Genomic DNA, 25009 nt, shown 5'->3' on the forward strand with positions numbered 1-25009 from the left:
TCTTATGTATCTTATAAGGTTTTAGTTTTAGTAATAGTTATTCCTTCTCCTTAAACAAATAGCTATATTCAATCTTAATTTGAAAGGATAATAATGCTAAATAGATCACAAGTTCCTTTTCTTTATCGTCAATTTCTGTAGAGTTTAAAATTTCTGTGATCTCTGTGGAAATGGTTGAAGCTTCTTTTTGAATATCAATCAATAAAAAATCTTGTCTATCCAGCAATTGCAGATAAAAAGCTCTCCTAAAAGCATTGTGCCAATTATAAACAGATAGCTTATCAAAAATCCGTTTTTCTATATATCGATGCGTCCTATTATCCTTAAACCGTAGTTTTTTGGCTATTGCTTTCTTATCCACCCCTTGGTAGGTTAAGCTTAAATAGACTAATTCCTTATCACTAAGTAGTTTTGATAGTGTATGCATCATTTTGAAGTAATTATCAAATGTTTTAGAGTAGATGTTACTGTATGATCAAAATCAAGTACCGTATCCTGAGAGAATTGATATCCATAAGATATTTCCTTAAAATCTTTTATAATTTTTGATGCATATCCTAGTGCTATTTTTTCTACTGTCGCATCCACATAATCTTGTTTCTTTAATATACCAAGTTCAAATGCTTTTTGAATTAAAGCTGCCCAATTTTTGGTTTTAAATTTCTTTTTTAACGTACCTCTTACATAGCCTAAATCTTCCTTTCTAAGTGAAAGAAAATCTGCAATATATTGATCGTCGAAATTAAGAACCGACAATTTCAAAAAGTACTTTTCTATATTTGACAATGTGATTAAATTACCCTCCATAATTTATTTTTTTCTCAAAATCCTTATGATATCAAAGATCAATTCTTAATCTAAATTATTCCAAAAAAAGTGCTGAAACTCCTTTAAAACGGGACGAAGAAAGATTGAAATGTGATTTTAAAAAGTTATATATCACAGTAAATATTCTTAGTAAATCATTTGCTATACCTATTGCTTACTTAATGCCTCCTTCTTACTTTTTTTGACACATTTATAGATTGTTCGATTACCCATTTGATGTTCCAACTTATCAATGCCGACACTACTAAAATTGCCAATAGCATAAAAACGATAAAAATACCCACGGCTAAAACACTTTGATAGAAATCTTTCATAAGATCAGGAGGCATTTCTCTGGCTAACATCAATAATTGACATATATCAATTTTGTTTCGTGGCGTAACTCTGGCTCGTTGTAATCTATCACACAAACATAGGATCCTACAGGAACTAGGCTCCCTTTATGGGTACCGTCCCAACCACCACCAGGTCCCTCATAATGGCCGCTGAACAGTAATTGTTGGTTCAGGTTATATATTTTCACCACATTGTTTCCATATTTCTCAAGGCCCTGGATGACCAGAGTATCAGCTATACCATCACCATTGGGAGAAAACCCTCTATTCAACCCTACCAGAGCTTCAGACCCGCATCGCTCTGAGAAAGTCACCGTTTCAATACTTGCTTTTGACGCCTCCATATTTGGCAAATTGTTTGCTCCCATAGCAACATTTGCAGGCACTTCTATGGTAATATCACCATCGCAGAGCGATGTAGCTACAATGGTAGCGGCATATGTTGATCCACTCCCTTTAAGGAGACTTACAGTAGCATTGGTAATTTCAATATCATCCAACACAAAATCTGTTACTTCGTCATCAAACGCAATGTTTACCGTAAAGGGATTCAGATGATTAATACTTTGTGGTGCATCAATGGTTGGTTGAGGAGGTGCGCTACCATCTAATGCAGATCTAAAGCCACCCCATCCATTATCTTCATAAACTTGCATCCTACCTGTGGGTACTACAAGATCTATTTGGTGGCGATTTGCATTGGCAAAAGCAGTTGCATGCAGCACTGGTGGGTCATTGGCCTCTACTGTTACCGAGGCAAGGTCTGGGTTGTTATAAAAAGCGTGGTTATCTATACGTTCTACATCTCCAGGTATAGTAATCGTAGTCAATTGATTATCACTAAACGCTAGTTCTCCAATACTGATGACACTCAATGGAATCTCAATGCTGGTCAGTCCTTTATTTTGAAAAGCATTTTCCTTGATCGTGATCACGGCATACGTATTCTCGCCATGATCCACTGTTTCGGGGATACTAACGTCTGCGTTTGTACCAGTATAGTCGACTACCATTACATCCGTTGGAGAAGTAATCCCGTATCTGATACCATCCACGGTAAAGATTCCGAAGCTGATGGATTTGAATCCGTCCCACCCATTATCTAAATAATCCTGCATGGTACCTACGGGCACTACAAGATCTATTTGGTCACGGTATGCATTTGAAAAAGCATTCTTATCCAAGGATGGAGGATCGTTGGCTTCTACCGTCACCAAACGAAGGTTGGAGTTGTCTAAAAAAGCATACAAATCTATACGAGTCACCTTGCTTGATATGGTCACCTCTGTTAATAGGTTAGAAGAATAGGTCCATCTTCTAATCCAACTCACATTGCTCGGTGTCGTCACACTGGTCAATTCGTTATGCGCAAAAGCTTGCTCCCCCATACTGGTCAAGCTTTCTGGTATCTCAACACTGGTTATGTTATTATTCAAAAAAGCATTTTTGCCAATCCATGTCACAGCACCGGGTATAACCACTTCGGTCAAGTCATTTCCGCAAAACGCACAATCCCCAATCGAAGTCACAATATCGGGTATATCAACGCTAGTCAATGGGTAAAATCCATAACGCCAAAAAGCATTGTTCCCTATAGACGTGACCTGATATGTCCCATGTCCAAATTCTGGATCGCTGTCATTGGGGTCAATAGAATAGTATCGGACTTCTGAAGGAATTTCCATGTGGCCTTCTTGAGTGCCTACATAATCCGCTAGCTCCATTTCATTAGGAGAAACCGATGTTACTTTCCAGTGGAAGCCACTATTGATATGGATTTGCCCTTCGAGCGAAAAAATATTCTTAAAACCCGTCCACCCTGCATCTTTATAATCTCCTATCCTGCCCTCGGGTACTACCAGGTTGATTCTTTCAGAACGGTATGGATATTCAAAGGCATCCGGATCTAGTGCCGGTGGTTCATCAGACATTATAGTTAACCGGTTGATGTGTATAGCGGTATAAAAGGCCTGAAACCCAATTTTTTTCATACTCCTTGGCAAGACCAACTGTAGTAAGTCCCCTGCGCCTTGAAAAGCATTATCACCTATTGCTGTCACCGGGTAGGTGTTCCCATCAATATCTATCGTTTCAGGAACGACCAAATTAAAATCTGTGCTATTATTTCCTGTAATGTCAATAACAGTTGCCTCGGTTGGAGAGTCTACGATTCCGTATTTAACACCCTCTAAGCTAGTGATTCCAGAGGTAACGTTTCCGTAGTCTGCCCAACCTGCATTTTCATAAGCTTCAATGGCCTCAAAGGGTACCCTAAGATCAAAACTTATCAATAGGAACTCTCCCCCTGAACGCGCTTGAAACGTATCCGCTTCGTAGGTTGGAGGCGGATTACGTTTTATGGTGACCAGGTCAAGATCATTGTTTGCAAAAAAGGCTTGTTTGCCAATGGATTCTACGCTAGCGGGTATAGTTACCTTTGTTAAACCATTTTGAGCAAAGGCCCACTGCTCTACTCTAGTGACACCATTGGGTATAGTTACCTCTGTCATCTCTTTATTACTTCCAAATGCTCGTTGTCCGATATCAGTCACACTTTCTGGAATCTCAAGTACACCTGTCAGTTGATTTTGAAAAAAAGCATCTTGCCCAATACTGGTGACGTTGCTAGGCGTGCTAAAAGTAACCTTGGTCAATTGTTTAAGATGAAACGCTCTATTACCAATAGCCGTAACTTCATAATCTTTACCTTGGTCGTTTACCGTTTGAGGGATGGTCACCTCTGTTTCTGTACCCAAATAATCAACAATCTCAACTGTGGTTGGTGCCGTAATCTTATATTTGATCTCATCAACGGTAAATTCGCTTCCTACATTCTGGCCATATCCCGCCAGGCTCATCCATACCATAAAGATGACAGATAGTAGTAATTGTAATTGTTTTGGATTTTTCATGATGCGTCTACTTTTTCAAACTTTTGAATATTAATTTGTCACAAAGAATAACCACACCAAGAAAACACCCAACTTTTAGTGCTAAAGCCATTTAAAAAAGGGATATAACCGAGCATTTGTGGGATTTCAAAAACAGAGATCCAATAGGGTTTCGCGATACTGATTTTGCATCAGACACCCACACATATCCTTTCAAACCTATTTGTACTTTATAGATAAGAGAATTGACTTTTCAAAGACAGTGATCAAGATTAAGGGTCGATAAACAGTTCCCAAAATACATTCCTTAAATGCGCTATCACTTTAAATGGATTATTTGTCCCTGTTTTAATTGACATGAACACATTTTATGGTTTGGTCTTCTACTAAAACCTCATTTTTGTTCTCAATAAACGTTTATCCAACCACAAGTATAGGCAATGGATTGATAGTGTGGATCCTAATCAACCATTGATCCTATAAGGGTAAATATTTTGAGTTAGTTTTAGGTTTATTAACCACGGCGGGAACTTACAACGACGGTTCCCGTCGTTTTTTTATAAAACCAGATGCTTTACCGCCGTTTTATTACATCTCTTTTTTTAAACGTTTCAACAGGTTGTACGATCACATTTTGATTCTGAAGTTCCTTTCCAACGAAACGAAGTAGCCCATATTATTAACTCAAAGTAATGAAAGATTTTTAATCCCGAACCTATAAATACTTGTGAAAAACTGTTTTGTAAAGTCCCTTAAAACCATTTTTTAGTCCCCATTTTAACATGCTTAAACACATTTTTTTATAAGAATAATAATTAGGATGAATATTAGCGTAAGCAAGTGAAATCCCTATTGAGACGTAACATAAAATTATCCATGCTTAATAGATAATTATCCATGTTTTAGTATAGAGAATGAAAGTAGCTTTGTCTATAAATAATAACGATATGCGTGTCGTTATTTTGGCGCTAAGTTGGATAAGTTAATTTGATATTCCTGCGCAATGACCTCAATTTCCAACTTAGGTAAGGGCACGCTTATTTTTCACCTTGGTATATAGCTGCTAAGGTTTTAACAAAAGTAGCAACGAGATTTTTGAGCGTATAACACAAAAAGAAAATTTAAGATTTTATGACGAATAAAGTGGCAATTTTGGCGAGGGAAAAATCACAATGCACATCCTTGTTAGAGGACTTAAAGTTAAGTGGCGTAAGAAGAAGTACGGTTTTTTTTTCTTGGAAAGACATATGGTTGTCTGAGCAGAAAAACCAGTACGATTTTATATTAATCGACTATTACTTCTTTGATATGTTTAGAGGTGATATAGTGATCTACCACTTATTTCATAAATATAAATATAAAATAACTTTTTACAGTAACATCTCACAAAAGGTAAAAACCCCAGAAGGCCATGCAACCATTGATTTGTATAGAATTTTCTTTAGACCTTTTGTTGATTTTAACACCCTAATAAAAAACACTGCTAAAAATGAAGTGCTCGCGGGAATCCTGGAGAATTCATTAGAGAATGAATCAGAAGCAGAGAAAATATCGCCTCAAAAAGACACTTTTTTCTTAAAAGAAGGATATTCTCTAATTAAATTTCATTTGAAAGAGGTCTTATGCTTAGAGAGTGATCGTAATTACATCACCATATATCTAGCTAACAATGGGAAACACTTAATAAGAGAAACCCTCCAATCCATATCCGAAATTTTACCCAAGAATTTTTTAAGAATTAATAGGTCTGTAATCATCAATATAGATAAAGTCTATAAGGTGGTAGGCAATAGAGTTCATATTGATGGCTTAAATAGTTTTAGGCCATTAATAGCGAACAAATACAAATTAGACATTTCAAACGCTGTACCTCTATTTAGTCAAAAGCATACCGTGAATTGGAATTGTGAGAAAAAAGAAAAAGACTATAAATTTAAAAATTAGTATCCCAACTATAAAACGAAGAAAACACATGAAAAAAACAACAAGAATGTTATTTAGAACAATAGCAGCAATAATATTATTTCTATACCTGACTATATGTCTCTATATGATTTTAGGATATGATCTATTTTAATCAGGTCGTCGAAAGAGATGTTTTACCATCTATAAGAACCAGTTGATCTTGATTTTTTACGAATTAGAAAAGTCAGAATGAATGCTATCCAATAGAAAAACTCTAAAATGAAACATTTAGAAGAAAAATTATATGCGTTATGTGCTTTGGCAGTCATACTGTTCATATGCACAGTATTATTTATCATATCACTATTCATCGATTAGCTCTGACTAATAAAATCAACACAAAACAACCATAAAAAATAAATGATATTAAATAGTAGTACAACATAAAATATGCCTAAAAACTATCTGCAAGAAAATGTTCATGTCGCAGCCAAAAAACGTATACAGGATATTTTTAACACGTTCCCAAAGGTCTACATCGCCTTCAGTGGAGGAAAAGACAGTACTGTAATGTTACATATGGCACTCGAAGTGGCGAGATCAGAAAACAGACTACCTCTTGATGTATTATTTGTCGATTTAGAAGGGCAATACGATACTACAATACGTCATATTGAAGAAGTAGCACTAAACTCGGAAGAAATTAATTTGCATTGGATTTGTTTGCCTTTAAATCTTCGAAACTCGGTTAGCGTTTTTCAACCCCATTGGCGATGTTGGGATCCGGAACAATCTAATGTCTGGATTCGCCCAATGCCTACACACCCGCAAGTAGTATCTGATCCAGAGCAATATACCTTTTTTAAACACGGAATGGAGTTTGAAGATTTTGTCTACCAATGGGGCAATTGGTTTTCAAACGGCGAAAGGTGTACATGCCTATTGGGGATTCGGTCCGACGAAAGTTTAAACCGATTCTTTTCTGTTACAAAACACGGTTGGCGTGGGAAAAACTGGCTAAGCAAGGCTTCAAATAATTTAGTGTTTTCCTATCCTATTTACGATTGGCGAACCGAAGATATATGGCGTTATGTAGGGAAGCAGAACATACAGTATAATACACTGTACGATTATTTTTATTTGTGCGGAATGTCTATTCATAAAATGCGTATTTGCCAACCTTATGGGGATGACCAACGCCAAAGCCTTATCTATTATCAGCAGATAGAACCTGATACCTGGAACAAGGTAGTAAAACGAGTTCGTGGGGTTAACTTTGGAGCGCTTTATAGCAAAACAGCAGTTTTGGGCAGAATAAAAGTGGTGTTACCTGAAGGACTTACCTGGCAAAGATATGCTCATATCTTATTACAATCTATGCCAGCGATTACAAGAAAACACTATACCGGGAAAATAAAAACTTTTCTCAAGTGGTGGGATACCAATGGATTTACTTTAGACCTCATCCCGGATCAGGGAAACCTAAAATTAGAAAATACAGGCAAAATGCCGTCCTGGAGAAGGATATGCAAATGCATCATCAAAAACGATTGGTGGTGCCGTAGTTTAGGCTTTTGTCAAACTAAAAACACCTACAAAACCTTATATGCAAAAAAACAACCTCATGAATAAGAGTATAAAACAAGACATTATAGACATCATAAAAGAAAGTGATTTCATTTTCGAGGATCATAAAAAACAACTCGAAAAAAAGATTGTAAACGCTTTCAACCAACAGCAAGAACCTATTTCAGAAGTGTTTTGGATAGCTATAAATTCCATCTCACCTAATAGTTATAACCCCAATAAGATGGCGACCCCAGAAAAACGCCTACTACTTCGTTCTATGTTGGATCATGGAATCACTCAACCTTTGTTGGTAGCGCCAGAAAAAAACCAACGGTATGAATTAATTGATGGGTATCATCGTTGGAGGGTTATAAAAACAAACAAAGAATTACGTAATCGATTAAATCATAAGGTTCCTGTGGTCATCTTGAATACATCCGACAAAAACCAAATCGTAGCCGCAATTCGACACAACAGGGCCCGTGGACGGCATCAAATAGGAGAAATAGGTGAAGTCGTAAAAACCTTATCAAATAGCGGATGGTCTTCAAGAAAAATTATGGATGCCTTGGGAATGGAGGCAGATGAAGTACTACGACTAAAACAGTTTAAAGGGCTTGGAGAACTTTTTAAAGATGAGGACTATTCGCCATCCTGGTCATGGGAAGAATAGACAAACCGAACATATATTGTTATAACTTTCTTAGAATATGGAATACAAAAAAATGGAGGTAAAACTACCCTCCATTTTTTTGTATCAATTATTTATTGTTCTGGTATATTTTATAGTTTTTTGTAACGCGTTTCAAATTTTCCTTATTTAGCTTTTAATATGGTTTAACTAACTCTTAACTTAGCGCCTCCAATTCCATTTGTATTTTTTTCCGTGTCTATGTATACGTAATGTTTGTTATTGCGCAACTAGCTGCTTGGAAGTATATAGATTGGTCTCTGTAAAAGTCCCTAAATCCTTTTATGAAAAAACCATCTATCTTACTTCGTTTACCTTGATAAGTAAAGATATTTATGGACCAACCTAAATACACTTCCATTTTACAACTCTATAGTACTTATCTAATGCTACATACAATCCAGTATATTATGCCATCTCTGTTATCCTTTTTGATGGTATAAATAAATCTTTATATGTACGCATGAGCACTTGGTTATTATTACAATATTGGTTGTTACATCTCTATTAATTTAGCTCTTCTGTTGTGGTTTGCGGTTGTGGTTGTTTTTCTGAAAACAGTGGAACTTTCAATATCACTTCGTGATTTCCTCTTCTATAATTACTTACAGCCGTTATAGAACTATCATAAGCATAGCCTACCTTGATTCTATCCAGCATCTTAAATAACACAACAGTACTGATCGATTCCTTTAATCTATAGCTAAGACCAAATTCTGCCTTGTCATACAAATCAAAGGTTCCGCTGATATCCATAGAGAAAGGCACTTCACTTATTACTCGTGTTAAAAAAAAGGGTGTAAAGGTCAAATTCTTGTTTAAAGTAAAATGATATCCTGCTCCCATAAAAAATTGCATTTTGTCGGTGGCTTGTGTTACAATGCCCGATTCCTTTTCGTATCTTCTTGTTTTTAACAAAGCCGGTGCAGATAAGTTTACATAAAAGCGTTCTCCTTTTAAATAGGCCCCCATACCAACATTTGGATTGAACACACTTACATTTTCTGAAAAAAGTGGGTCCTCATCAAGTCCAATCCCAGCCAGATCTATATTAACCGAAGAGCCTCCCGCTTTTACTCCCAAATACAGATCTAATGTTTCCTTTAATTGTAATTTATAAGAAAAATCAACAAAAACATCAGTTTCTTTGAGTACAAACACACTACTATTGGTAACAGAAAGGCCCAGTCCCACCTTGTCACCTACCCCTTCTTTTCTCCTCATTGGGCCGCTCAATGAAAAACTCCAGGTCTCGGGTGCTTCATCAAGCCCTGCCCACTGTGCTCTATAGTTTGAGGTGAGCTCAAAATTTTCACCAGTTCCCGCATAAGCCGGGTTAATGATATTCATATTATAATTGTACAGTGTAAATGTTACATCCTGTTGCGCATAAGACTGAATGCAGCATATCGTTATTATTGTAAAAAAGTATAATTTGTTATTTTTCATTTTATTTTTTTTAATGTGAATGATTTTATTTAGAATTCTCTTGACTCATTTAATGGGTCCTTCAATTATCTATTCTCACGATTATTTTTACTACGTATTTCAAACCATGGACAATTCTTGATTATATGATTAAACCATAAATACGTACTCCAACGATTGCCTATGGTATTGTAGACCTACACCTTCCTGTATTTCTATTTCAGAACCAAAATTCCACCCTTTACGGTTAATCTCAATAAAAATGTGTTGATCCAACTAAAAAATGGGACAGAGAAAGCGTAGGTTGGGACGAATACGCTAGAAACGCTAATTCTTGCGGTGTATCGTCACGCATTTATAACTTTTCTAATCGCTAATGTTTTGGGTAATTAGCTGCTTTGATGACGCTTATAATCACTATATAAACAAAAAGTAAGGGTGTTTTTACGTCAGCTCCCTTACTTTCGCTTTCCTTTCTGAGGAGGGAGGGGTATCTCCACTCACATCCTTTAAAATTTTTATTCATGTCAATGCCTAATAATTGACATATATCATTTTTGTTTGGTGGGTCAATCCCGGTTCGTTGTAGTCTATGACACATACATAAGCACCAACAGGCACTCGCCCTCCACTATAGGTACCATCCCAACCATCGCTAGGTCCATTATAATGGGCACTGAAGAGCAACTGCTGGTTAAGGTTGTATATCTTAACCTCGTTGTTCTCATATTTTTCCAGGCCTTTAATCTCCAAAGTATCGGCAATACCATCACCGTTGGGCGAAAACCCTCTATTTAAATCCGTAAAAAGTTGGGGCTCACAATTCCCTTCGACCGTCACTGTGACAGTTGCCACCTCCGAATTATCACCATGGGAAGCCGTAAGGGTCACTGTTACTGGCGCTCTCGAATCAGCACAGGTAAACGTGCTCCTGTCTAAACTCAAGCTTGGGGTATGGCCACACCCATAGGAAGAACCTTCGTCTACATCCTCTGGAGAGATGGTAAACTCTCCGTCGTCATTTAATTGTACAATAATGTTGTCTTTGGCCTTAACCTCTAAATTATCTAAATTCTCTTCTACGGTCACTGTAGCCGTAGCCGTATGTGAATTGTTGCCCTGAGCAGCGGTAAGCGTTACGATTACCTCGCCCACGTCGTCACAGCTAAAAGTACTCTTGTCCACGCTTAATAAAATAGGCGTCGTTGTGTTGTAACAACCACTCCCTGAACCATTGTCGATTTGCCCAGGGTTGATGGAAGCTATTCCATCAGCATTCAATTGGATGGTAATATCTTTGGTCACAGCTACAGGACCGTTAATATTGTTTTCCACAGTTACTACGGCAGTCGTTGTATCTGTTTGGTTACCCGAGGTAGCAGTAAGGGTTACGGTTACCGGAGTTCCTACATCACTACAAGTAAAGGTATCCCGGTCTAAGCTCAATGTAACTGGATCTCTATTTTGGCAGTTATGACTGGAACCATCGTCTATATCCGCTGGAGAGATGGTCACCATTCCATTGGGATCCACCTGTACAGTAATGTCCTGAGCAAGCGCTACAACCCCGGTTTTGACAACGACTTCTTGCGCCACCAGACTGGGCATGTTGGAATCTATATCAAATGCCGAACTAGCAGCTACATTTATGGTAATGTCGTCGTTATCCCCGCATATAAATGCAGGGGTAATGGTCGCGGAATATTTGGATTCGCTGACGGCCTCAAAATTGCTGACTGTGGCATTAGTAACCTTAATATCCTCTTCATTGAAACCGAAAACCGCCCTATCCAACTTAAAAGTAACTTCAAAAGGATCTGTAGTATTTATTGTTTCCGGTGCCCCTTCAATATAAACACCACTTACGCCAATATTGAACATGCGTGCCCGGCCCCATAGCAGATTCCATGCCGTCCCATCTCTAACTTCATAACCATAGTCAGAAGCTCCAATAGCAATAACTGAACCGTCTGCAGACAGACTGACACTGTTACTATTGCCCAGCTCATGCCCTCTATGTTCACCATTAAAATTACCTACTACCTCCCAGGTATTATTGGGACGGTATTTATAAATACGTATTGCACCTACATTTAAGAAACGATCAAAATCTCTCAAGGGGGTTCCTATAGCCAAAGTTTTTGCATCATCGGATATTGATAGGGCATATCCAAAAGCTCCTTTAAGTTTATTGCCTTTTAACGTCCAATTATCATCGGCACCTCTTTCATACACTTGTACAGATTGATCAATGACTGAAGTTATGGCCAAAGTCTTGCCGTCTCCCGTAAGTCGTACATATACTCCTCTATCATCACGGGTAACTGTCCCTTCTTGGCCTTTAAATTCTCCTATCAGACTCCAATTATTGCTATCATTTTTAAACACCTTTGTTATTACACCTTCAGAATCCCATTTTAACCGGTTATACTCATCACGATATCCTGCTCCAACATTAAGCGCCGTCATGGCCAAAGTGTTACCGTCATCGGACAGGTTCACACTTATCCCCAAACGTTCGTGCCCTGACTGACCTTCAATATCGCTGCCTATTTGGACCCAATTATCAGAGACATTTCTTTTATACACACGTACCAGGCCAGCATTGGAAAGGTCGTCAACGTCAAAAAACGGAGCTCCAATGGCCACTACATTACCATCTCCGGACAAACTCACATCAAATCCCGATAGACTCCATGCTTGTGTACCATCAATATCATTGCCCACTTGCACCCACTTATAGCCACCTGGGGATGAGGTATCTGCCACTTTTTGAAATACACGCACATGACCTGTATCTGTACCGACTCCATTGCCTTCATTTCCCCTGGCTCCTATAGCGATAACGGAACCATCATCTGATAGACTAATAGCTCTTCCAGAACGTTGACCATAATAGTGCTGCTCCCAAAGAGTTTCCGGGAATATATAATCACCTACTTGTTCCCATGCAACCCCCTGAGAGGAAACCTTTTTTGTAAAGACGCGTACAGAACCATTATTCCCATAAACACCTTGTGACCATAGATGTGCATGCCTTGGATCATTAGGAGCATACCAATTGGGTGACCAGAGTCCTATAGCAACTGTATTGCCATCTGCCGATATGCTTGTGTTTTCTCCCAGGCCTAAATGGCCAAATCCTAGTATTTCTTCTCCAATTAAGGTTTGCCCATGGATGCCCATTCCGATTACTCCTAAAAGTAAAAACAAGCCCCACTTTAATCGGGTTTTAAATTGTATTTTCTTCTTCATTTTGAACGGTTTTTAACTTTTTGAATATTATCTCAAAGCAAAGAATGACTATACAAGGAAAACATCCAAAAACTAGTGCTAAACCTCTATAAAAATGGGATGTAAGTATAGAATTCGGGGACAATGCAAAAGATGTATAGAACACTATATACAAGGAAAAGAAGAACCATTTATCTCCAAACAAGGATAAACAAAGGGCATGAAAAAATATTTTTTCATGCCCTTTGCGCTTTTAATTTCCTCTTTGTTTTTTACCTGATTTCACTTTCTAAAACTACGTTTTGAAGTTTCACCAACTAAAAAATCCAACCACTTTCGTGATTGGATTTTGTTGGTCGGGGTGGCAAGATTAACTTTATTGATCCTGATTTTGGGGTTGTTGCTCAATGAAACCCAATCCCTGCTATCGCCAGTTTGTCTTTTTTAGTTGGTTTCACTTTTTCAAACTATGTTTGAAAGTTTCACCAACTAAAAAATCCAACCACTTTCGTGATTGGATTTTGTTGGTCGGGGTGGCAGGATTCGAACCTGCGACCTCCTGCTCCCAAAGCAGGCGCGATAACCGGGCTACGCTACACCCCGATAAAAGGATTATCCCTTTAGCGGGCGCAAATATACATAATACTATTTGTTTTCTCCCAAAAAAATGTCACTAAAAATAATTGGCATGGGCAAAACCTAAGATTTTCACAAAAAACGTTAACAGAATCATGTTTTTTAAACCCGTTTATATGTGGTTTACGATATTTGGCAAAAACTAAGATTTGAAAAAAATACTATTCCTTTTCGCTTTACTTTCTTCCATTTCTATATCTGCTCAATTTACTACGACAGGTATTGTCATCGACAAATCTCTAAACCAACCTCTCGATAATGTCACTGTTATGGATACGATTTCCAAACAAGAAGTTGTCACTCGCATGGATGGAACGTTTCGTATTGAAACCAACGGAATTCTAAAATTCAGTAAAAAAGGATATCAAACCCTATTTCTATCAGTTACACAAAATCAACAGTTTACAGCTTACTTAATCCCAGACACTGCTTTGGCACTGGATGAAGTGCTTATTAATGCTCCTTCCATCCCTATTCCCTACAAGGAAGCTACGGATGCTGTTTCTCTAGTCACCACTTCAGACATCAACCGAGGTAATACCCTAGAATTACATCCCATTTTGAATAGAGTGCCCGGAGTATTTATGCAAAGTGCCACCCTAAATACCAATAGAATTGCTATACGCGGGATTGGAGCACGAAATTTATTTGGGACGGCAAACATTAGAGCCTATTTTGGAGATATCCCGCTTACCGATGGGAATGGAGAATCTTCTATAGAAGACCTGGAGCTTGGCGCATTATCAGGTATCGAAATTCACAAAGGCCCCTCTGCCAGTAGTTATGGTGTGGGTCTGGGTGGAGTGATTCTGTTACACCCCCAATACAGCACTACTGATACGCCTGAAGGTCAAATCGAATTTACTACCGGAAGTTTTGGATTGAGACGTATCGTGGCCAAAACATCCGTAAATACCAATACTGCGAATCTAAATGTACTGTTCAGCAACAATCATAGCGATGGATATCGGGATAACAATGAATACAACCGAAATACACTAACCCTTACCTCTCAAATTGACCTTGGGGATAAAGACCTGCTTTCGATATTAGGGAGTTATGTTGATCTAGAAGCCGGAATCCCCAGTTCTCTGGATCAGGAAGATTTTGATAACAACCCAAGGCAAGCTGCTTTTACTTGGGGGCGATCCCAAGCGTTTGAAGATGTGAATTATGGTATTTTGGGAGTTACCTGGAAACACGACTACACTGCTAGTTTATCTCATAACACTAGTGTATTTACTTCTTTTAGGGACAATTACGAACCTCGTCCTTTTAATATTCTGGAAGAACAATCCACAACTGTTGGAATACGTACAAGAGTTTTGGGTGCAGATCCATCAAAAAAGAATACCATATCTTGGACCGCAGGAGCCGAGCTTTTTTATGATACTTATAATGGTAAGACGTTTCAAAACCTATTTGAGGATTTTCCAGTAGGTACGGGCAGTGTACAGGGAGATCTACTTTCTGATCTGGATGAAAAACGATATTTCTACAATCTTTTTGCTGAAGTCAATTATCAACCTATAGAAAAATTAAGGATTAATGTGGGGGCGCATCTTAATCAAACCTTTTTTGATATCGATGATAAATTTCTACAAGATGGTGAGGATAATTCGGGAGATTTTGATTTTGATCCTATTTTTTCACCAAAGTTGGGAGTCAATTATGAGATCCAACCAGAACTCATCTTTTTTGGCAATATCGCACATGGGTTCTCTACCCCTACCACTGCCGAAACTTTGTTGCCGGATGGTATTTTCAACCCAGATATCAAACCCGAAATTGGCTGGAACTACGAAGTAGGAATGCGTTACAAACTCCTGAATAGATTGCAGGGATCTGTTTCTTTCTATACCTTGAGGGTAAGAGATTTATTAGTCTCCCGAAGAACTGTAGAGGACAACTTTTTTGCCATCAATGCAGGAAAAACAACACACAACGGTATTGATGCCGAGCTTAGGTATCAGCTTTTGCAAAAACAAAGCCATCAGCTACATTTCTTTGCGAATGTTTCTATCTATGATCATACCTTTGATGATTTTGTGGATTTGGACAATGATTTTTCTGGAAACGATGTGACCGGTATCCCTTCTGAAGTAATCAATGCAGGGCTTGACCTTACTTCCCCAAAAGGATTCTACGGAAATATTTCATATCAAATTGTGGGAGAGATTCCTGCCAATGATGCCAATACTGTGTCTGGAGAACGATACGACCTATTACATGGTAAAATTGGATATAAAAACAATCTAGGTAATCGCTTATCCTATAACTTTTCTTTTGGAGTGAATAATATTTTGGATACCAAATACGCCTCGCAATTACAGATCAATGCTCGTGGATTTGGAGGAAATCAACCCAGATTCTTTTACCCTGGATTACCGATTAATGTCTTTGGAGGGATTAACATAAATTATAGATTATAAATGATATTTTATTGTAATTTTCGTGCTGTATAAACTATCACACATGAAATCACTCTCTTTTCTCATCATATTACTCTTTATATTTTCGGCTTGCGCACAAGAAACTAAAGAAAATGATATCGTTCTCGAAGAGGATGCCAAAAATTATACAACAGAAATCATTGTTCCTGGTCTTCAAATCCCTTGGGGAATGGCCTGGTTACCCGATGGTAGTATGCTAATCACTGAAAAAAGCGGTACCTTAATTCATTTCAAGGACGGTAAAAAGGTAAACATCGCCAATGTTCCAGAAGTATATAATAGAAACCAGGGAGGTTTACTCGACATCGAACTGCATCCAAAATACGAGGAAAATGGTTGGATTTATATCACCTATTCTTCCAAAGAAGGAACAGAAAAAGGTGGAAATACAGCCTTAATACGAGCAAAATTAAAAGATAATCAACTTACCAATATTGAAACTTTATACAAAGCAACACCAAATACCACTCGTGGCCATCATTTTGGATCGCGTATAGAGTTTGACAATGATGGATATTTATATTTCTGCATTGGAGATCGAGGAAATAGAGATGTAAACCCTCAGGATATTACCAAAGATGGTGGTAAGATCTACCGCCTGAATGATGATGGTAGCATCCCCAAAGACAATCCTTTTGTAGACCAAGCGGGAGCCAAAACTGCGATTTACTCTTACGGGCATCGCAATCCACAAGGAATGGCGCTTCACCCTGATGGTACCATATGGGTTCACGAGCATGGACCAAGAGGTGGTGACGAGATTAACCCTATCAAAAAAGGAGTCAATTATGGTTGGCCGGTAATTACTTACGGTATTAATTATAGTGGCACAACAATTACCGATATCACTGCAAAAAAAGGAATGGAACAACCCTTATACTATTGGGTACCTTCTATTGCACCAAGCGGAATGGACTTTGTGACCAGTGATAAGTATCCAAATTGGAAAAATACAGTACTAGTGGGTTCTTTGAAATTTCAATATTTGGAACTATTACAATTGGATGGATACCAGGTTACCAAACGACAAAAATTATTAGATGGCATGGGGCGTGTAAGAAATGTACGTCAAGGACCTGACGGGTTTCTATATGTCGCTATCGAAAATCAGGGCATTGTAAAAATCATACCGTAAAATACTCTATTTTATATCTCAGTAAAAATCAGAAAATGAAAAAACATATCAAGCGTCTTTTTATTTTAGAAATCGCAGTTTTTATCCTTAGCATTTCTCTTGTTGCACAGCAAAGCAAAAATCATGAAGATTACACGCAAATTCCTGTACCTGCTTTGGATCAGGATCAGGAGCTCACCAAGAGTATTGCTCAAGGAAAAGAGATTTATGCTGATTTTTGCATGCAATGTCATCTGCCAGATGGAAAAGGTACTCCCAATGTATTCCCTCCTCTTGCCGGTTCGGATTGGTTGGTAGATAAACGCAAAGAAAGTATCCACTCTGTAAAGTATGGTCTTAATGGTCCTATCAAAGTAAACGGAAAGCCTTACAACAGCGCAATGACATCCCTGGGATTGGAGGATGAGGAGATCGTAGACGTGATGAATTACATCATGAACAGCTGGGGGAATACACAAAAGAAAATGGTGACCCTAGAAGAAGTAACCGGAATCAAACAATAGCGAATTTCTTTTTTAGATTTCATAATATAACAAATATGGCGTATCTTACGTTATGATTAGTGTATTGCATAATCCCCATCGTGCAATAGAGAACTTGACCTAACAACTAGTACGACCAATTTTACTATTATGAGGTTCTCGACACTTCTTATTACTTTTTTAATCACCTTGTCCGTAAGTGCTCAAAGTTCTTATGACGAATCTCCTAATCGATATCGATTCAAATATAAATCTGAGCTGTATAAAGGAACCAGGCTTCAAATTACCTCTCAGTTGCGTAAGCTGAAAAATGATTCAAAATTCACCAATATTCCCGAAGAAATTGAACAGGAACTTCATTCTCTTTTTATAGCCACTAAAAAACAGCCTATTCCTAAATACTATAAAAAACGTGCTTATATCTTTTTGGACGCTCTGTATGCTTATGAAGATTTTGCCAATATATATGAAAACGCATTGTATCAGGTAGTAAGAAAGGTAAAAAAAGATATGTATGTGGTGGATTTTAAGTTTGAAAGACAATTTACCAAGGCCAAAGTAGCTTTGGATCGCTATATGAAAGAAGATTATTCTGATATTGAAAGGTTTGACCAGCTCAAAAAAGAATTGATCGATAGCCAAACCAAATTAGCCAGCCACCGATGGATGAAAGGAAAGTTCGAGAACTATGATACCATCGAAATTGTAAAACACCCTGACGAACTTATGGGGGCATTCAAAAAATCTGCAGCTGTTCATGTCTATAGACTATACAATGATAACAACATTGCAGCCATAAAACCTTATCTCGAAAACCAAATCATTGATTTTTATTACAAAAAATCATTACCTGAGATCAATCCAGAGTCATTCGATCTGCAATACATTACCAAAATATAGCAAGTAAAGAAGATCAAATCCTTAAAATTATTTTGTTAGTTTGTACGTATGGATAACTCCCCTCGCACATACAAAGTATTAGGATTAATGTCTGGAACTTCTCTAGACGGATTAGATATTGCGTATTGTCATTTTACTAAGGATAATCATCGCTGGACTTTTTCTATCGAAAAAACCAGTGATATCGCCTATTCGCAAACCTTAAAACAAAAGCTAAAAAATGCAATCCATTTAAGTGCGATACAACTGTTGGCACTCCACAACGAATACGGTACCTGGTTAGGTAATCAATCCAAAGCCTTTATTACCCAACATCGTCTTGATATAGATTTTATCAGTAGCCATGGGCATACTGTTTTTCATCAACCCGATATCGGCTTGACCTATCAAATTGGATCTGGTCAGCATTTGGCAAATGCTTCAGGACAAAAAGTTATTTGTGATTTCAGGACCAACGATGTGATTCATGGTGGACAAGGGGCTCCTCTGGTTCCGATCGGAGATCAATTGTTATTTAGTGAGTATGACTTTTGTCTCAATTTGGGTGGGATTAGTAATGTTTCGTTTCAGCATCAAAACAAAAGAATTGCTTACGACATCTCTCCGGCCAATATGCTACTCAATCACATTTGTAAATCCATTGATCTGGAATATGATAAAGGAGGAAAAATAGCAGCTACAGGTATTGTAAACGCTGAATTTTTTGAGAACCTAAATGTATTGAACTATTACAAGCAACCTTTTCCTAAATCTTTGGGTTATGAGTGGTTTGAAGAACAAGTGATACCTATCATCAACAATACCAAAGATACGGCTACCAACCTTTTGCATACCGCGGTTCATCATATTGCGTTTCAAATTGCCAACGAGATTAAAAAGGTAAAAAAGGCTAATCCAAAAATGCTAATCACAGGAGGCGGTACAAAAAATGAGTATCTGATTAAAGTGCTTAGCCAAAAGTTAGAGGGTATTGTTAGTATTAACATCCCCCCTACTGTAATCATAGATTTTAAAGAGGCCATGGTTTTTGGATTTTTGGGGGTTTTAAAAGATCGTAACGAAGTAAACTGCCTAAAATCAGTGACCGGAGCCACTCAGGATTCTTCTTCCGGAGTTATTTACAATCCGGCATGAAAATTTTATGACGAAGATTAAATCGCATTCTTTAAATTTGCCGAAAAATAAAGTACAATGTTAATTATTGGTATTGCCGGAGGAACTGGCTGCGGAAAGACTACGGTTGTGAATCAAATCGTGAATGAACTTCCAGAAAATGAAGTATGCGTCATTTCGCAAGATTCCTATTATAAAGACACCAGTCATCTTTCTTATGACGAACGAGTTCAGATTAATTTTGACCATCCTCAATCAATTGATTTTGAATTATTGGGACAACATCTGATGGCTCTAAGAAAAGGAGAAACTATAGAACAGCCGGTGTATTCTTTTGTAGAACACAATAGAACCGGAGAAACCATTTCTACAAAACCTAGTAAAGTAATCATCGTAGAAGGTATTCTGATTCTTACCAACCCAGAAATCAGGGACATGTTCGACATAAAAATTTATGTACATACCGATAGTGATGAAAGATTGATAAGAAGGTTAAAGAGGGATATTGCGGAACGCGGTCGGGATATGGACGAAGTTTTGGATAGATACCAAAACACCCTCAAACCCATGCACCAACAATTTATTGATCCTACCAAAGAATTTGCTGACCTGATCATCCCAAATAATCATTACAACAATGTAGCTGTTGATATTGTTCGTACAATTATTAAAGAACGCTTGAATTAACTTTTGTACCTTTACACCAATATTATTCTTACACCGATTGAAGCTAAAAAGTTATTTTCAGAAATTAAAAAACAAACCGGCACTTATACCGATTTTTGCCATATTTCTCAATAAATATGTGCTAATCATATTGCTTTTTGTGATCTGGATGCTTTTTCTGGATACCAACTCCTGGCTTATACATCGCGAACTGGATGAAGAAATCCAGGAACTCGAGAACAATAAAGAATATTATATCAAAGAAATTGTAAAAGATCAAAAGGATATCAAAACCCTTAAAGATAGCAGTGAGCTAGAAAAATTTGCTCGAGAAGAGTATTTTATGAAACGTGACGATGAAGAAATCTATATCATCGAATATGAAGACAGTTTACCCAAAAACAAAAAAGATGACTAAATCTCTATTTGAAAGTTTCGATGAAGTTTCTGCAAAACAATGGAAACAAAAAATTCAGTTTGATTTAAAAGGTGCAGATTATAATGAAGCCTTAATTTATAAGTCTTTAGAAAGTATAGATATCAAACCTTTTTACAATGAAGAGGATATCTCGGATATCGATCATACGATTGCTCATCCTACCCACTGGAAAAATTCGATTCGGATAGAAGTTGAAGATGCCAATACTGGAAATCAAAAAGTTGAGGATGCTTTGAAAAAAGGGGCAGAAAGTATCTTTTTTGTGATTACCGATGAACAAGTAGATCCTGCTACCCTATTTCAAAACATTACCAAAGCAACTTCTGTTTTTGTGCAAACCCGTTTTCTTTCTGAAGCATATATCCAAAGCATCGAGAACATCGCAAAAGAGCAGCAGCTAGATATTTATATCCTTACGGATATCATCAATAGATTAGCAGAAACTGGAAATTGGTTTAATAACCTTAACCAAGACCATGAAACCTTAGAACAAATAGCAAAAAGTGATACTTTAAAAAGTTGTATTAGCATAGATACCGGATTGTACCAGAATGCTGGTGCAACCATGATACAACAACTTGCTTATGGTCTGGCTCATGCCAACGAGTACCTGAATCATTTTGACAATAAGGAACAAAACCCGTTAAAACAGTCCAAAGTTGTATTCAAAGTAGCTATTGGTGGTAATTATTTCTTTGAAATTGCCAAGTTACGTGCATTGCGATTGCTTTGGGAATCTCTGGCTCCGGCATACGGGGCAATAAAAGATTGTAGCATTATTGCTTATCCTTCTCATCGTAACAAAACTATCCTAGACTATAATGTGAACATGTTACGTACCACTACTGAGTGTATGAGTGGGATCTTGGGAGGCGCAGATTTCATTTACAACCTCCGTTATGATGACATTTACAATCTGGATAATGATTTTGGAACCCGAATTTCTTTAAATCAATTATTGATTTTAAAAAACGAAAGTTATTTTGATCTAGTAGAAAATCCTGCTTCAGGGTCTTATTATATCGAAAGTTTAACCAATCAGTTGGCGGAAAAAGCACTTTCTTTATTTAAAGATATCGAAGAAAACGGAGGTTTTTTACATCAACTTAAATCTGGTACCATTCAGAAAAAAATAAAAGAATCTGCAAAAAAAGAGCAGGAACTTTTTGATCAGGAAAAAATTGTTCTTACCGGAACTAACAAGTATAAAAATCAAGAAGAAACGGCACCTACATTTCAAAAATCCGTCTTTTTAGAAAGAAATGTAAGAAAAACCCTTCTTGAACCAGTGATAAAACGGCGATTAAGTGAGATTATGGAGAAAAATATGCATTAAAACGTTAATATTTGCTAACAAATTGTTAACTTGCATACATAATTATAAATTTTAGCCTATACACTAACATTACTAAATCTAAATCAATGCCCCTAAAGATTGGATCTAGGATCTTCGTCATTTGCTTGATCGTATCCGCCCAAATTTCGTCTGCTCAATCAAGATATTATTGTCATGATGTAGATGACTCTGGAATTATCAAAAGAGCATACGAATCTTTTGAAAAGGATATTTTTACTCACTACAAGTTTGGCACAGATTCTATAAAGACCTATAGAACATTTCTAGCAGAAGTGGCCAGTTTATCTATTGACCTCAGAAAGTTGCCTTCAGAAAGGTCTATTCAGTTAGCACGTCAATTCAAGAAAGTCGCCAACAACAAAAACTCCATTTGGATCAAACTCAGCGAATACGAAAATCATGAAGCGTATAGAAAATCATACCCCACTACTAGTGTTAACAAAAAAAATGAAGAAGAAATTCTAATATTTAACTATCGTGGTGGTTTTATACAATGCTTAAAAAATTCTAGTGATAGTGATGATTTTCAGGAGATCGTAAATGCATTAGAACTAGATGGAAATGTAAGCACTTCTTTGATTGCTCAAAAGATTTATTATATCCCCGATAAAGAATTTCGCGGAGTAGAAATCAAGAACTTCATCGCTTTTGATATTTACTATTCTATTCTTATGGTGATCGAAAAAGCTTTTGGTTAATTTTTCAGTATTTTCAATTCTGAAAGTAAATCAGACACCTTTTTTGAATAAAAATCACTTTTAAAAGCTTAATTTTATGGCCTGTTTAATTTTTTTATGGCAAACGGGTTAAATTGGCAATGAGTAGAAAAGACATACAACATATACAACTATCCAAAGAATCATCAACATCCAATTCAACAGTTAACACTTTTACCACGTCTGAAGGTATCGAAATCAAATCTTCATATGTAAATAGTGATATCGAAAACCTTGAACACCTTAATTTTAGTGCAGGTATAGCGCCTTATCTAAGAGGTCCTTATTCAACCATGTACGTTCGACGTCCATGGACAATTAGGCAATATGCGGGTTTCTCGACTGCTGAAGAAAGTAATGCTTTTTACAGAAGAAATCTAGCAGCTGGACAAAAAGGACTGTCTGTAGCATTTGATTTGGCTACACACCGAGGTTATGATAGTGATCATGAACGTGTAGTTGGTGATGTAGGAATGGCTGGAGTAGCTATAGATACTGTAGAAGACATGAAAGTGCTCTTCGATCAAATTCCACTGGATAAAATGTCGGTATCGATGACTATGAATGGAGCTGTACTGCCCATCATGGCCTTTTACATTGTTGCTGCAGAAGAACAAGGCGTGGATAAAAATCTACTTTCTGGTACCATTCAAAATGACATCCTCAAGGAGTTTATGGTTAGAAACACATACATCTATCCTCCTACTCCTTCGATGCGCATTATTAGTGATATTTTTAAGTATTGTTCTGCAAACATGCCAAAATTCAACCCGATTAGTATTTCGGGTTATCACATGCAAGAAGCTGGTGCTACTTGCGATATCGAACTGGCATATACTCTGGCGGATGGATTAGAATATATTCGTAAAGGTATTGAAGCAGGTTTGGATGTAGATTCTTTTGCTCCAAGACTATCTTTCTTTTGGGCTATAGGAATGAATCATTTTATGGAAATTGCAAAAATGAGAGCTGCTCGTATGCTATGGGCCAAACTCATACAGCAGTTTAATCCTAAAAACCCTAAATCATTGATGCTCCGCACCCATTGTCAAACCAGTGGTTGGAGTCTCACTGCACAAGATCCTTTCAATAACGTGGCAAGAACTTGTATCGAAGCCAGTGCTGCTGCTTTTGGAGGAACGCAGAGTTTGCATACCAATGCTTTGGATGAAGCGATTGCATTACCGACGGATTTCTCTGCTAGAATTGCAAGAAATACACAGATCTTTTTGCAAGAGGAAACATTGATCACCCGTACAGTAGATCCATGGGCTGGAAGTTACTATGTAGAATCACTTACCAATGATATTGCTAAAAAAGCCTGGAAACTGATAGAAGAAGTAGAAGAACTTGGTGGAATGACCAAAGCCATTGAGGCAGGTATCCCAAAAATGAGAATCGAAGAAGCAGCGACCCGTAAGCAAGCGCGTATTGATAGTGAACAAGACCTTATTATTGGTGTAAACAAATATCGACTAGAGGAAGAAGAAGCCATCAGCACCCTTAAAGTAGATAATCAAGCGGTTCGCAATCAACAGTTAGAGAGTCTTAAAAAAGTAAAAGACTCAAGGGACGAACAAAAAGTACAACAAGCACTTGAGAATTTAACTACTGGTGCTGCAGATGATGATCAAAATTTGTTAGCTTTAGCAGTAGAAGCTGCCAGATTGAGAGCTACACTAGGAGAAATCAGTGATGCTCTGGAGAAGAAATTTGGTAGGCATAAAGCAGAAATAAAATCGTTTACCGGAGTGTACGCCAAAGAAATAAAAAATGATGAGTCTTTTGATAAAGCAAGAAATTTAGCCAACAAATTCGCTGAGCTAGAAGGACGTAGACCCAGAATTATGATTGCCAAAATGGGTCAGGATGGTCATGATCGAGGTGCCAAGGTAGTTGCTACCGGTTATGCCGATGTTGGTTTTGATGTAGATATTGGTCCACTTTTTCAAACCCCAAAAGAAGCAGCAAAGCAAGCCGTAGAAAATGATGTACATATCGTTGGAGTATCTTCGTTGGCAGGTGGTCATAAAACACTGGTACCTCAAATTGTAGAGGAACTCAAAAAATACGGAAGAGAAGATATCATGATTATTGTAGGTGGTGTGATTCCTCCTGATGATTATGACTTTCTTTTTGATGCAGGGGCAGTAGCTGTGTTTGGCCCTGGCACAAAGATTAGTAATGCAGCGATCACTATTTTAGAAATTCTAATTTCTACTTTTGAATAG

The 25009-nt window shown here is 37.4% G+C and carries 19 protein-coding genes and 1 tRNA gene; 13 read left to right on the forward strand and 7 right to left on the reverse strand.

Features of this window, described 5'->3' with window-relative positions:
* Positions 1-37: 37 nt before the first annotated feature.
* The 4 genes from BUE24_RS06250 to BUE24_RS06265 form a co-directional block, all read right to left on the reverse strand.
* A complete protein-coding gene (locus BUE24_RS06250) occupies positions 38-430 on the reverse strand; it encodes a hypothetical protein (protein WP_139241920.1) in 393 nt (130 codons plus the stop codon).
* Positions 427-807, reverse strand: coding sequence for a hypothetical protein (locus BUE24_RS06255; RefSeq protein ID WP_073315029.1), 381 nt, complete (start codon positions 805-807; stop codon positions 427-429). Before BUE24_RS06255 ends, BUE24_RS06250 begins: the two co-directional genes overlap by 4 nt.
* 179 nt (positions 808-986) lie before the next feature.
* The gene (locus tag BUE24_RS06260; protein ID WP_073315031.1) at positions 987-1172 is read right to left on the reverse strand and encodes a hypothetical protein; all 186 of its coding nucleotides are present in this window, start codon (positions 1170-1172) and stop codon (positions 987-989) included.
* The gene (locus tag BUE24_RS06265; RefSeq protein WP_073315033.1) at positions 1172-4075 is read right to left on the reverse strand and encodes a leucine-rich repeat protein; all 2904 of its coding nucleotides are present in this window, start codon (positions 4073-4075) and stop codon (positions 1172-1174) included. Before BUE24_RS06265 ends, BUE24_RS06260 begins: the two co-directional genes overlap by 1 nt.
* 1110 nt (positions 4076-5185) lie before the next feature.
* Here BUE24_RS06265 and BUE24_RS06270 point away from each other — a divergent pair.
* The 3 genes from BUE24_RS06270 to BUE24_RS06280 all read left to right on the forward strand — a co-directional run bounded on the left by BUE24_RS06270 (position 5186) and on the right by BUE24_RS06280 (position 8201).
* Entirely contained in the window at positions 5186-5998 is an 813-nt protein-coding gene (locus BUE24_RS06270; RefSeq protein WP_073315035.1) for a LytR/AlgR family response regulator transcription factor, read from the forward strand.
* Between the two features lie 411 nt (positions 5999-6409).
* Complete coding sequence (locus BUE24_RS06275) at positions 6410-7591, forward strand: DUF3440 domain-containing protein (RefSeq protein WP_073315037.1); 1182 nt, start codon at positions 6410-6412, stop codon at positions 7589-7591.
* The gene (locus tag BUE24_RS06280; RefSeq protein ID WP_073315038.1) at positions 7584-8201 is read left to right on the forward strand and encodes a ParB N-terminal domain-containing protein; all 618 of its coding nucleotides are present in this window, start codon (positions 7584-7586) and stop codon (positions 8199-8201) included. Before BUE24_RS06275 ends, BUE24_RS06280 begins: the two co-directional genes overlap by 8 nt.
* A gap of 525 nt (positions 8202-8726) precedes the next feature.
* Here the strand turns inward: BUE24_RS06280 and BUE24_RS06285 are convergent.
* From BUE24_RS06285 to BUE24_RS06295, 3 genes are all read right to left on the reverse strand, one after another.
* Positions 8727-9668 (reverse strand): PorP/SprF family type IX secretion system membrane protein, encoded by a 942-nt coding sequence (locus tag BUE24_RS06285; RefSeq protein ID WP_073315040.1) that lies wholly within the window; start codon positions 9666-9668, stop codon positions 8727-8729.
* A 513-nt stretch (positions 9669-10181) separates the two neighbouring features.
* Complete coding sequence (locus BUE24_RS06290; protein WP_073315042.1) at positions 10182-12902, reverse strand: T9SS type B sorting domain-containing protein; 2721 nt, start codon at positions 12900-12902, stop codon at positions 10182-10184.
* Positions 12903-13406: 504 nt separating this feature from the next.
* Positions 13407-13484, reverse strand: a tRNA-Pro gene (locus BUE24_RS06295).
* A gap of 182 nt (positions 13485-13666) precedes the next feature.
* On the opposite strand from BUE24_RS06295, the gene BUE24_RS06300 reads away from it, so the two are divergent.
* The 10 genes from BUE24_RS06300 to scpA all read left to right on the forward strand — a co-directional run bounded on the left by BUE24_RS06300 (position 13667) and on the right by scpA (position 25009).
* Positions 13667-15949: a TonB-dependent receptor domain-containing protein gene (locus BUE24_RS06300; RefSeq protein ID WP_073315044.1), complete on the forward strand. Its 2283-nt coding sequence runs from the start codon at positions 13667-13669 to the stop codon at positions 15947-15949.
* 43 nt (positions 15950-15992) lie between these two features.
* Entirely contained in the window at positions 15993-17105 is a 1113-nt protein-coding gene (locus BUE24_RS06305; RefSeq protein ID WP_073315046.1) for a PQQ-dependent sugar dehydrogenase, read from the forward strand.
* Between the two features lie 35 nt (positions 17106-17140).
* On the forward strand, positions 17141-17608 hold the full coding sequence (locus tag BUE24_RS06310; RefSeq protein ID WP_073315048.1) for a c-type cytochrome: 468 nt from the start codon (positions 17141-17143) through the stop codon (positions 17606-17608).
* A gap of 129 nt (positions 17609-17737) precedes the next feature.
* A complete protein-coding gene (locus BUE24_RS06315; protein ID WP_073315050.1) occupies positions 17738-18487 on the forward strand; it encodes a hypothetical protein in 750 nt (249 codons plus the stop codon).
* A 48-nt stretch (positions 18488-18535) separates the two neighbouring features.
* Positions 18536-19621: an anhydro-N-acetylmuramic acid kinase gene (locus BUE24_RS06320; RefSeq protein ID WP_073315052.1), complete on the forward strand. Its 1086-nt coding sequence runs from the start codon at positions 18536-18538 to the stop codon at positions 19619-19621.
* A gap of 57 nt (positions 19622-19678) precedes the next feature.
* Positions 19679-20287, forward strand: a complete 609-nt coding sequence (gene udk, locus BUE24_RS06325; RefSeq protein ID WP_073315054.1) for a uridine kinase — start codon at positions 19679-19681, stop codon at positions 20285-20287.
* A 37-nt stretch (positions 20288-20324) separates the two neighbouring features.
* Complete coding sequence (locus BUE24_RS06330) at positions 20325-20684, forward strand: FtsB family cell division protein (RefSeq protein WP_425290157.1); 360 nt, start codon at positions 20325-20327, stop codon at positions 20682-20684.
* Complete coding sequence (locus BUE24_RS06335; protein WP_073315056.1) at positions 20677-22041, forward strand: methylmalonyl-CoA mutase subunit beta; 1365 nt, start codon at positions 20677-20679, stop codon at positions 22039-22041. The genes BUE24_RS06330 and BUE24_RS06335 overlap by 8 nt, the downstream gene beginning before the upstream one ends.
* A gap of 86 nt (positions 22042-22127) precedes the next feature.
* A complete protein-coding gene (locus BUE24_RS06340) occupies positions 22128-22760 on the forward strand; it encodes a hypothetical protein (RefSeq protein WP_073315058.1) in 633 nt (210 codons plus the stop codon).
* 119 nt (positions 22761-22879) lie between these two features.
* Entirely contained in the window at positions 22880-25009 is a 2130-nt protein-coding gene (gene scpA / locus BUE24_RS06345; RefSeq protein ID WP_073315060.1) for a methylmalonyl-CoA mutase, read from the forward strand.

Source organism: Aquimarina spongiae (assembly GCF_900141785.1).
Taxonomy (GTDB): Bacteria; Bacteroidota; Bacteroidia; order Flavobacteriales; family Flavobacteriaceae; genus Aquimarina; species Aquimarina spongiae.

Coding starts and splice junctions, on each gene's coding strand:
- BUE24_RS06250 (WP_139241920.1), bottom strand. CDS start 430: ATGATGCATACACTATCAAAACTACTTAGTGATAAGGAATTAGTCTAT.
- BUE24_RS06255 (WP_073315029.1), bottom strand. CDS start 807: ATGGAGGGTAATTTAATCACATTGTCAAATATAGAAAAGTACTTTTTG.
- BUE24_RS06260 (WP_073315031.1), bottom strand. CDS start 1,172: ATGTTAGCCAGAGAAATGCCTCCTGATCTTATGAAAGATTTCTATCAA.
- BUE24_RS06265 (WP_073315033.1), bottom strand. CDS start 4,075: ATGAAAAATCCAAAACAATTACAATTACTACTATCTGTCATCTTTATG.
- BUE24_RS06270 (WP_073315035.1), top strand. CDS start 5,186: ATGACGAATAAAGTGGCAATTTTGGCGAGGGAAAAATCACAATGCACA.
- BUE24_RS06275 (WP_073315037.1), top strand. CDS start 6,410: ATGCCTAAAAACTATCTGCAAGAAAATGTTCATGTCGCAGCCAAAAAA.
- BUE24_RS06280 (WP_073315038.1), top strand. CDS start 7,584: ATGAATAAGAGTATAAAACAAGACATTATAGACATCATAAAAGAAAGT.
- BUE24_RS06285 (WP_073315040.1), bottom strand. CDS start 9,668: ATGAAAAATAACAAATTATACTTTTTTACAATAATAACGATATGCTGC.
- BUE24_RS06290 (WP_073315042.1), bottom strand. CDS start 12,902: ATGAAGAAGAAAATACAATTTAAAACCCGATTAAAGTGGGGCTTGTTT.
- BUE24_RS06305 (WP_073315046.1), top strand. CDS start 15,993: ATGAAATCACTCTCTTTTCTCATCATATTACTCTTTATATTTTCGGCT.
- BUE24_RS06310 (WP_073315048.1), top strand. CDS start 17,141: ATGAAAAAACATATCAAGCGTCTTTTTATTTTAGAAATCGCAGTTTTT.
- BUE24_RS06315 (WP_073315050.1), top strand. CDS start 17,738: ATGAGGTTCTCGACACTTCTTATTACTTTTTTAATCACCTTGTCCGTA.
- BUE24_RS06320 (WP_073315052.1), top strand. CDS start 18,536: ATGGATAACTCCCCTCGCACATACAAAGTATTAGGATTAATGTCTGGA.
- udk (WP_073315054.1), top strand. CDS start 19,679: ATGTTAATTATTGGTATTGCCGGAGGAACTGGCTGCGGAAAGACTACG.
- BUE24_RS06335 (WP_073315056.1), top strand. CDS start 20,677: ATGACTAAATCTCTATTTGAAAGTTTCGATGAAGTTTCTGCAAAACAA.
- BUE24_RS06340 (WP_073315058.1), top strand. CDS start 22,128: ATGCCCCTAAAGATTGGATCTAGGATCTTCGTCATTTGCTTGATCGTA.
- scpA (WP_073315060.1), top strand. CDS start 22,880: ATGAGTAGAAAAGACATACAACATATACAACTATCCAAAGAATCATCA.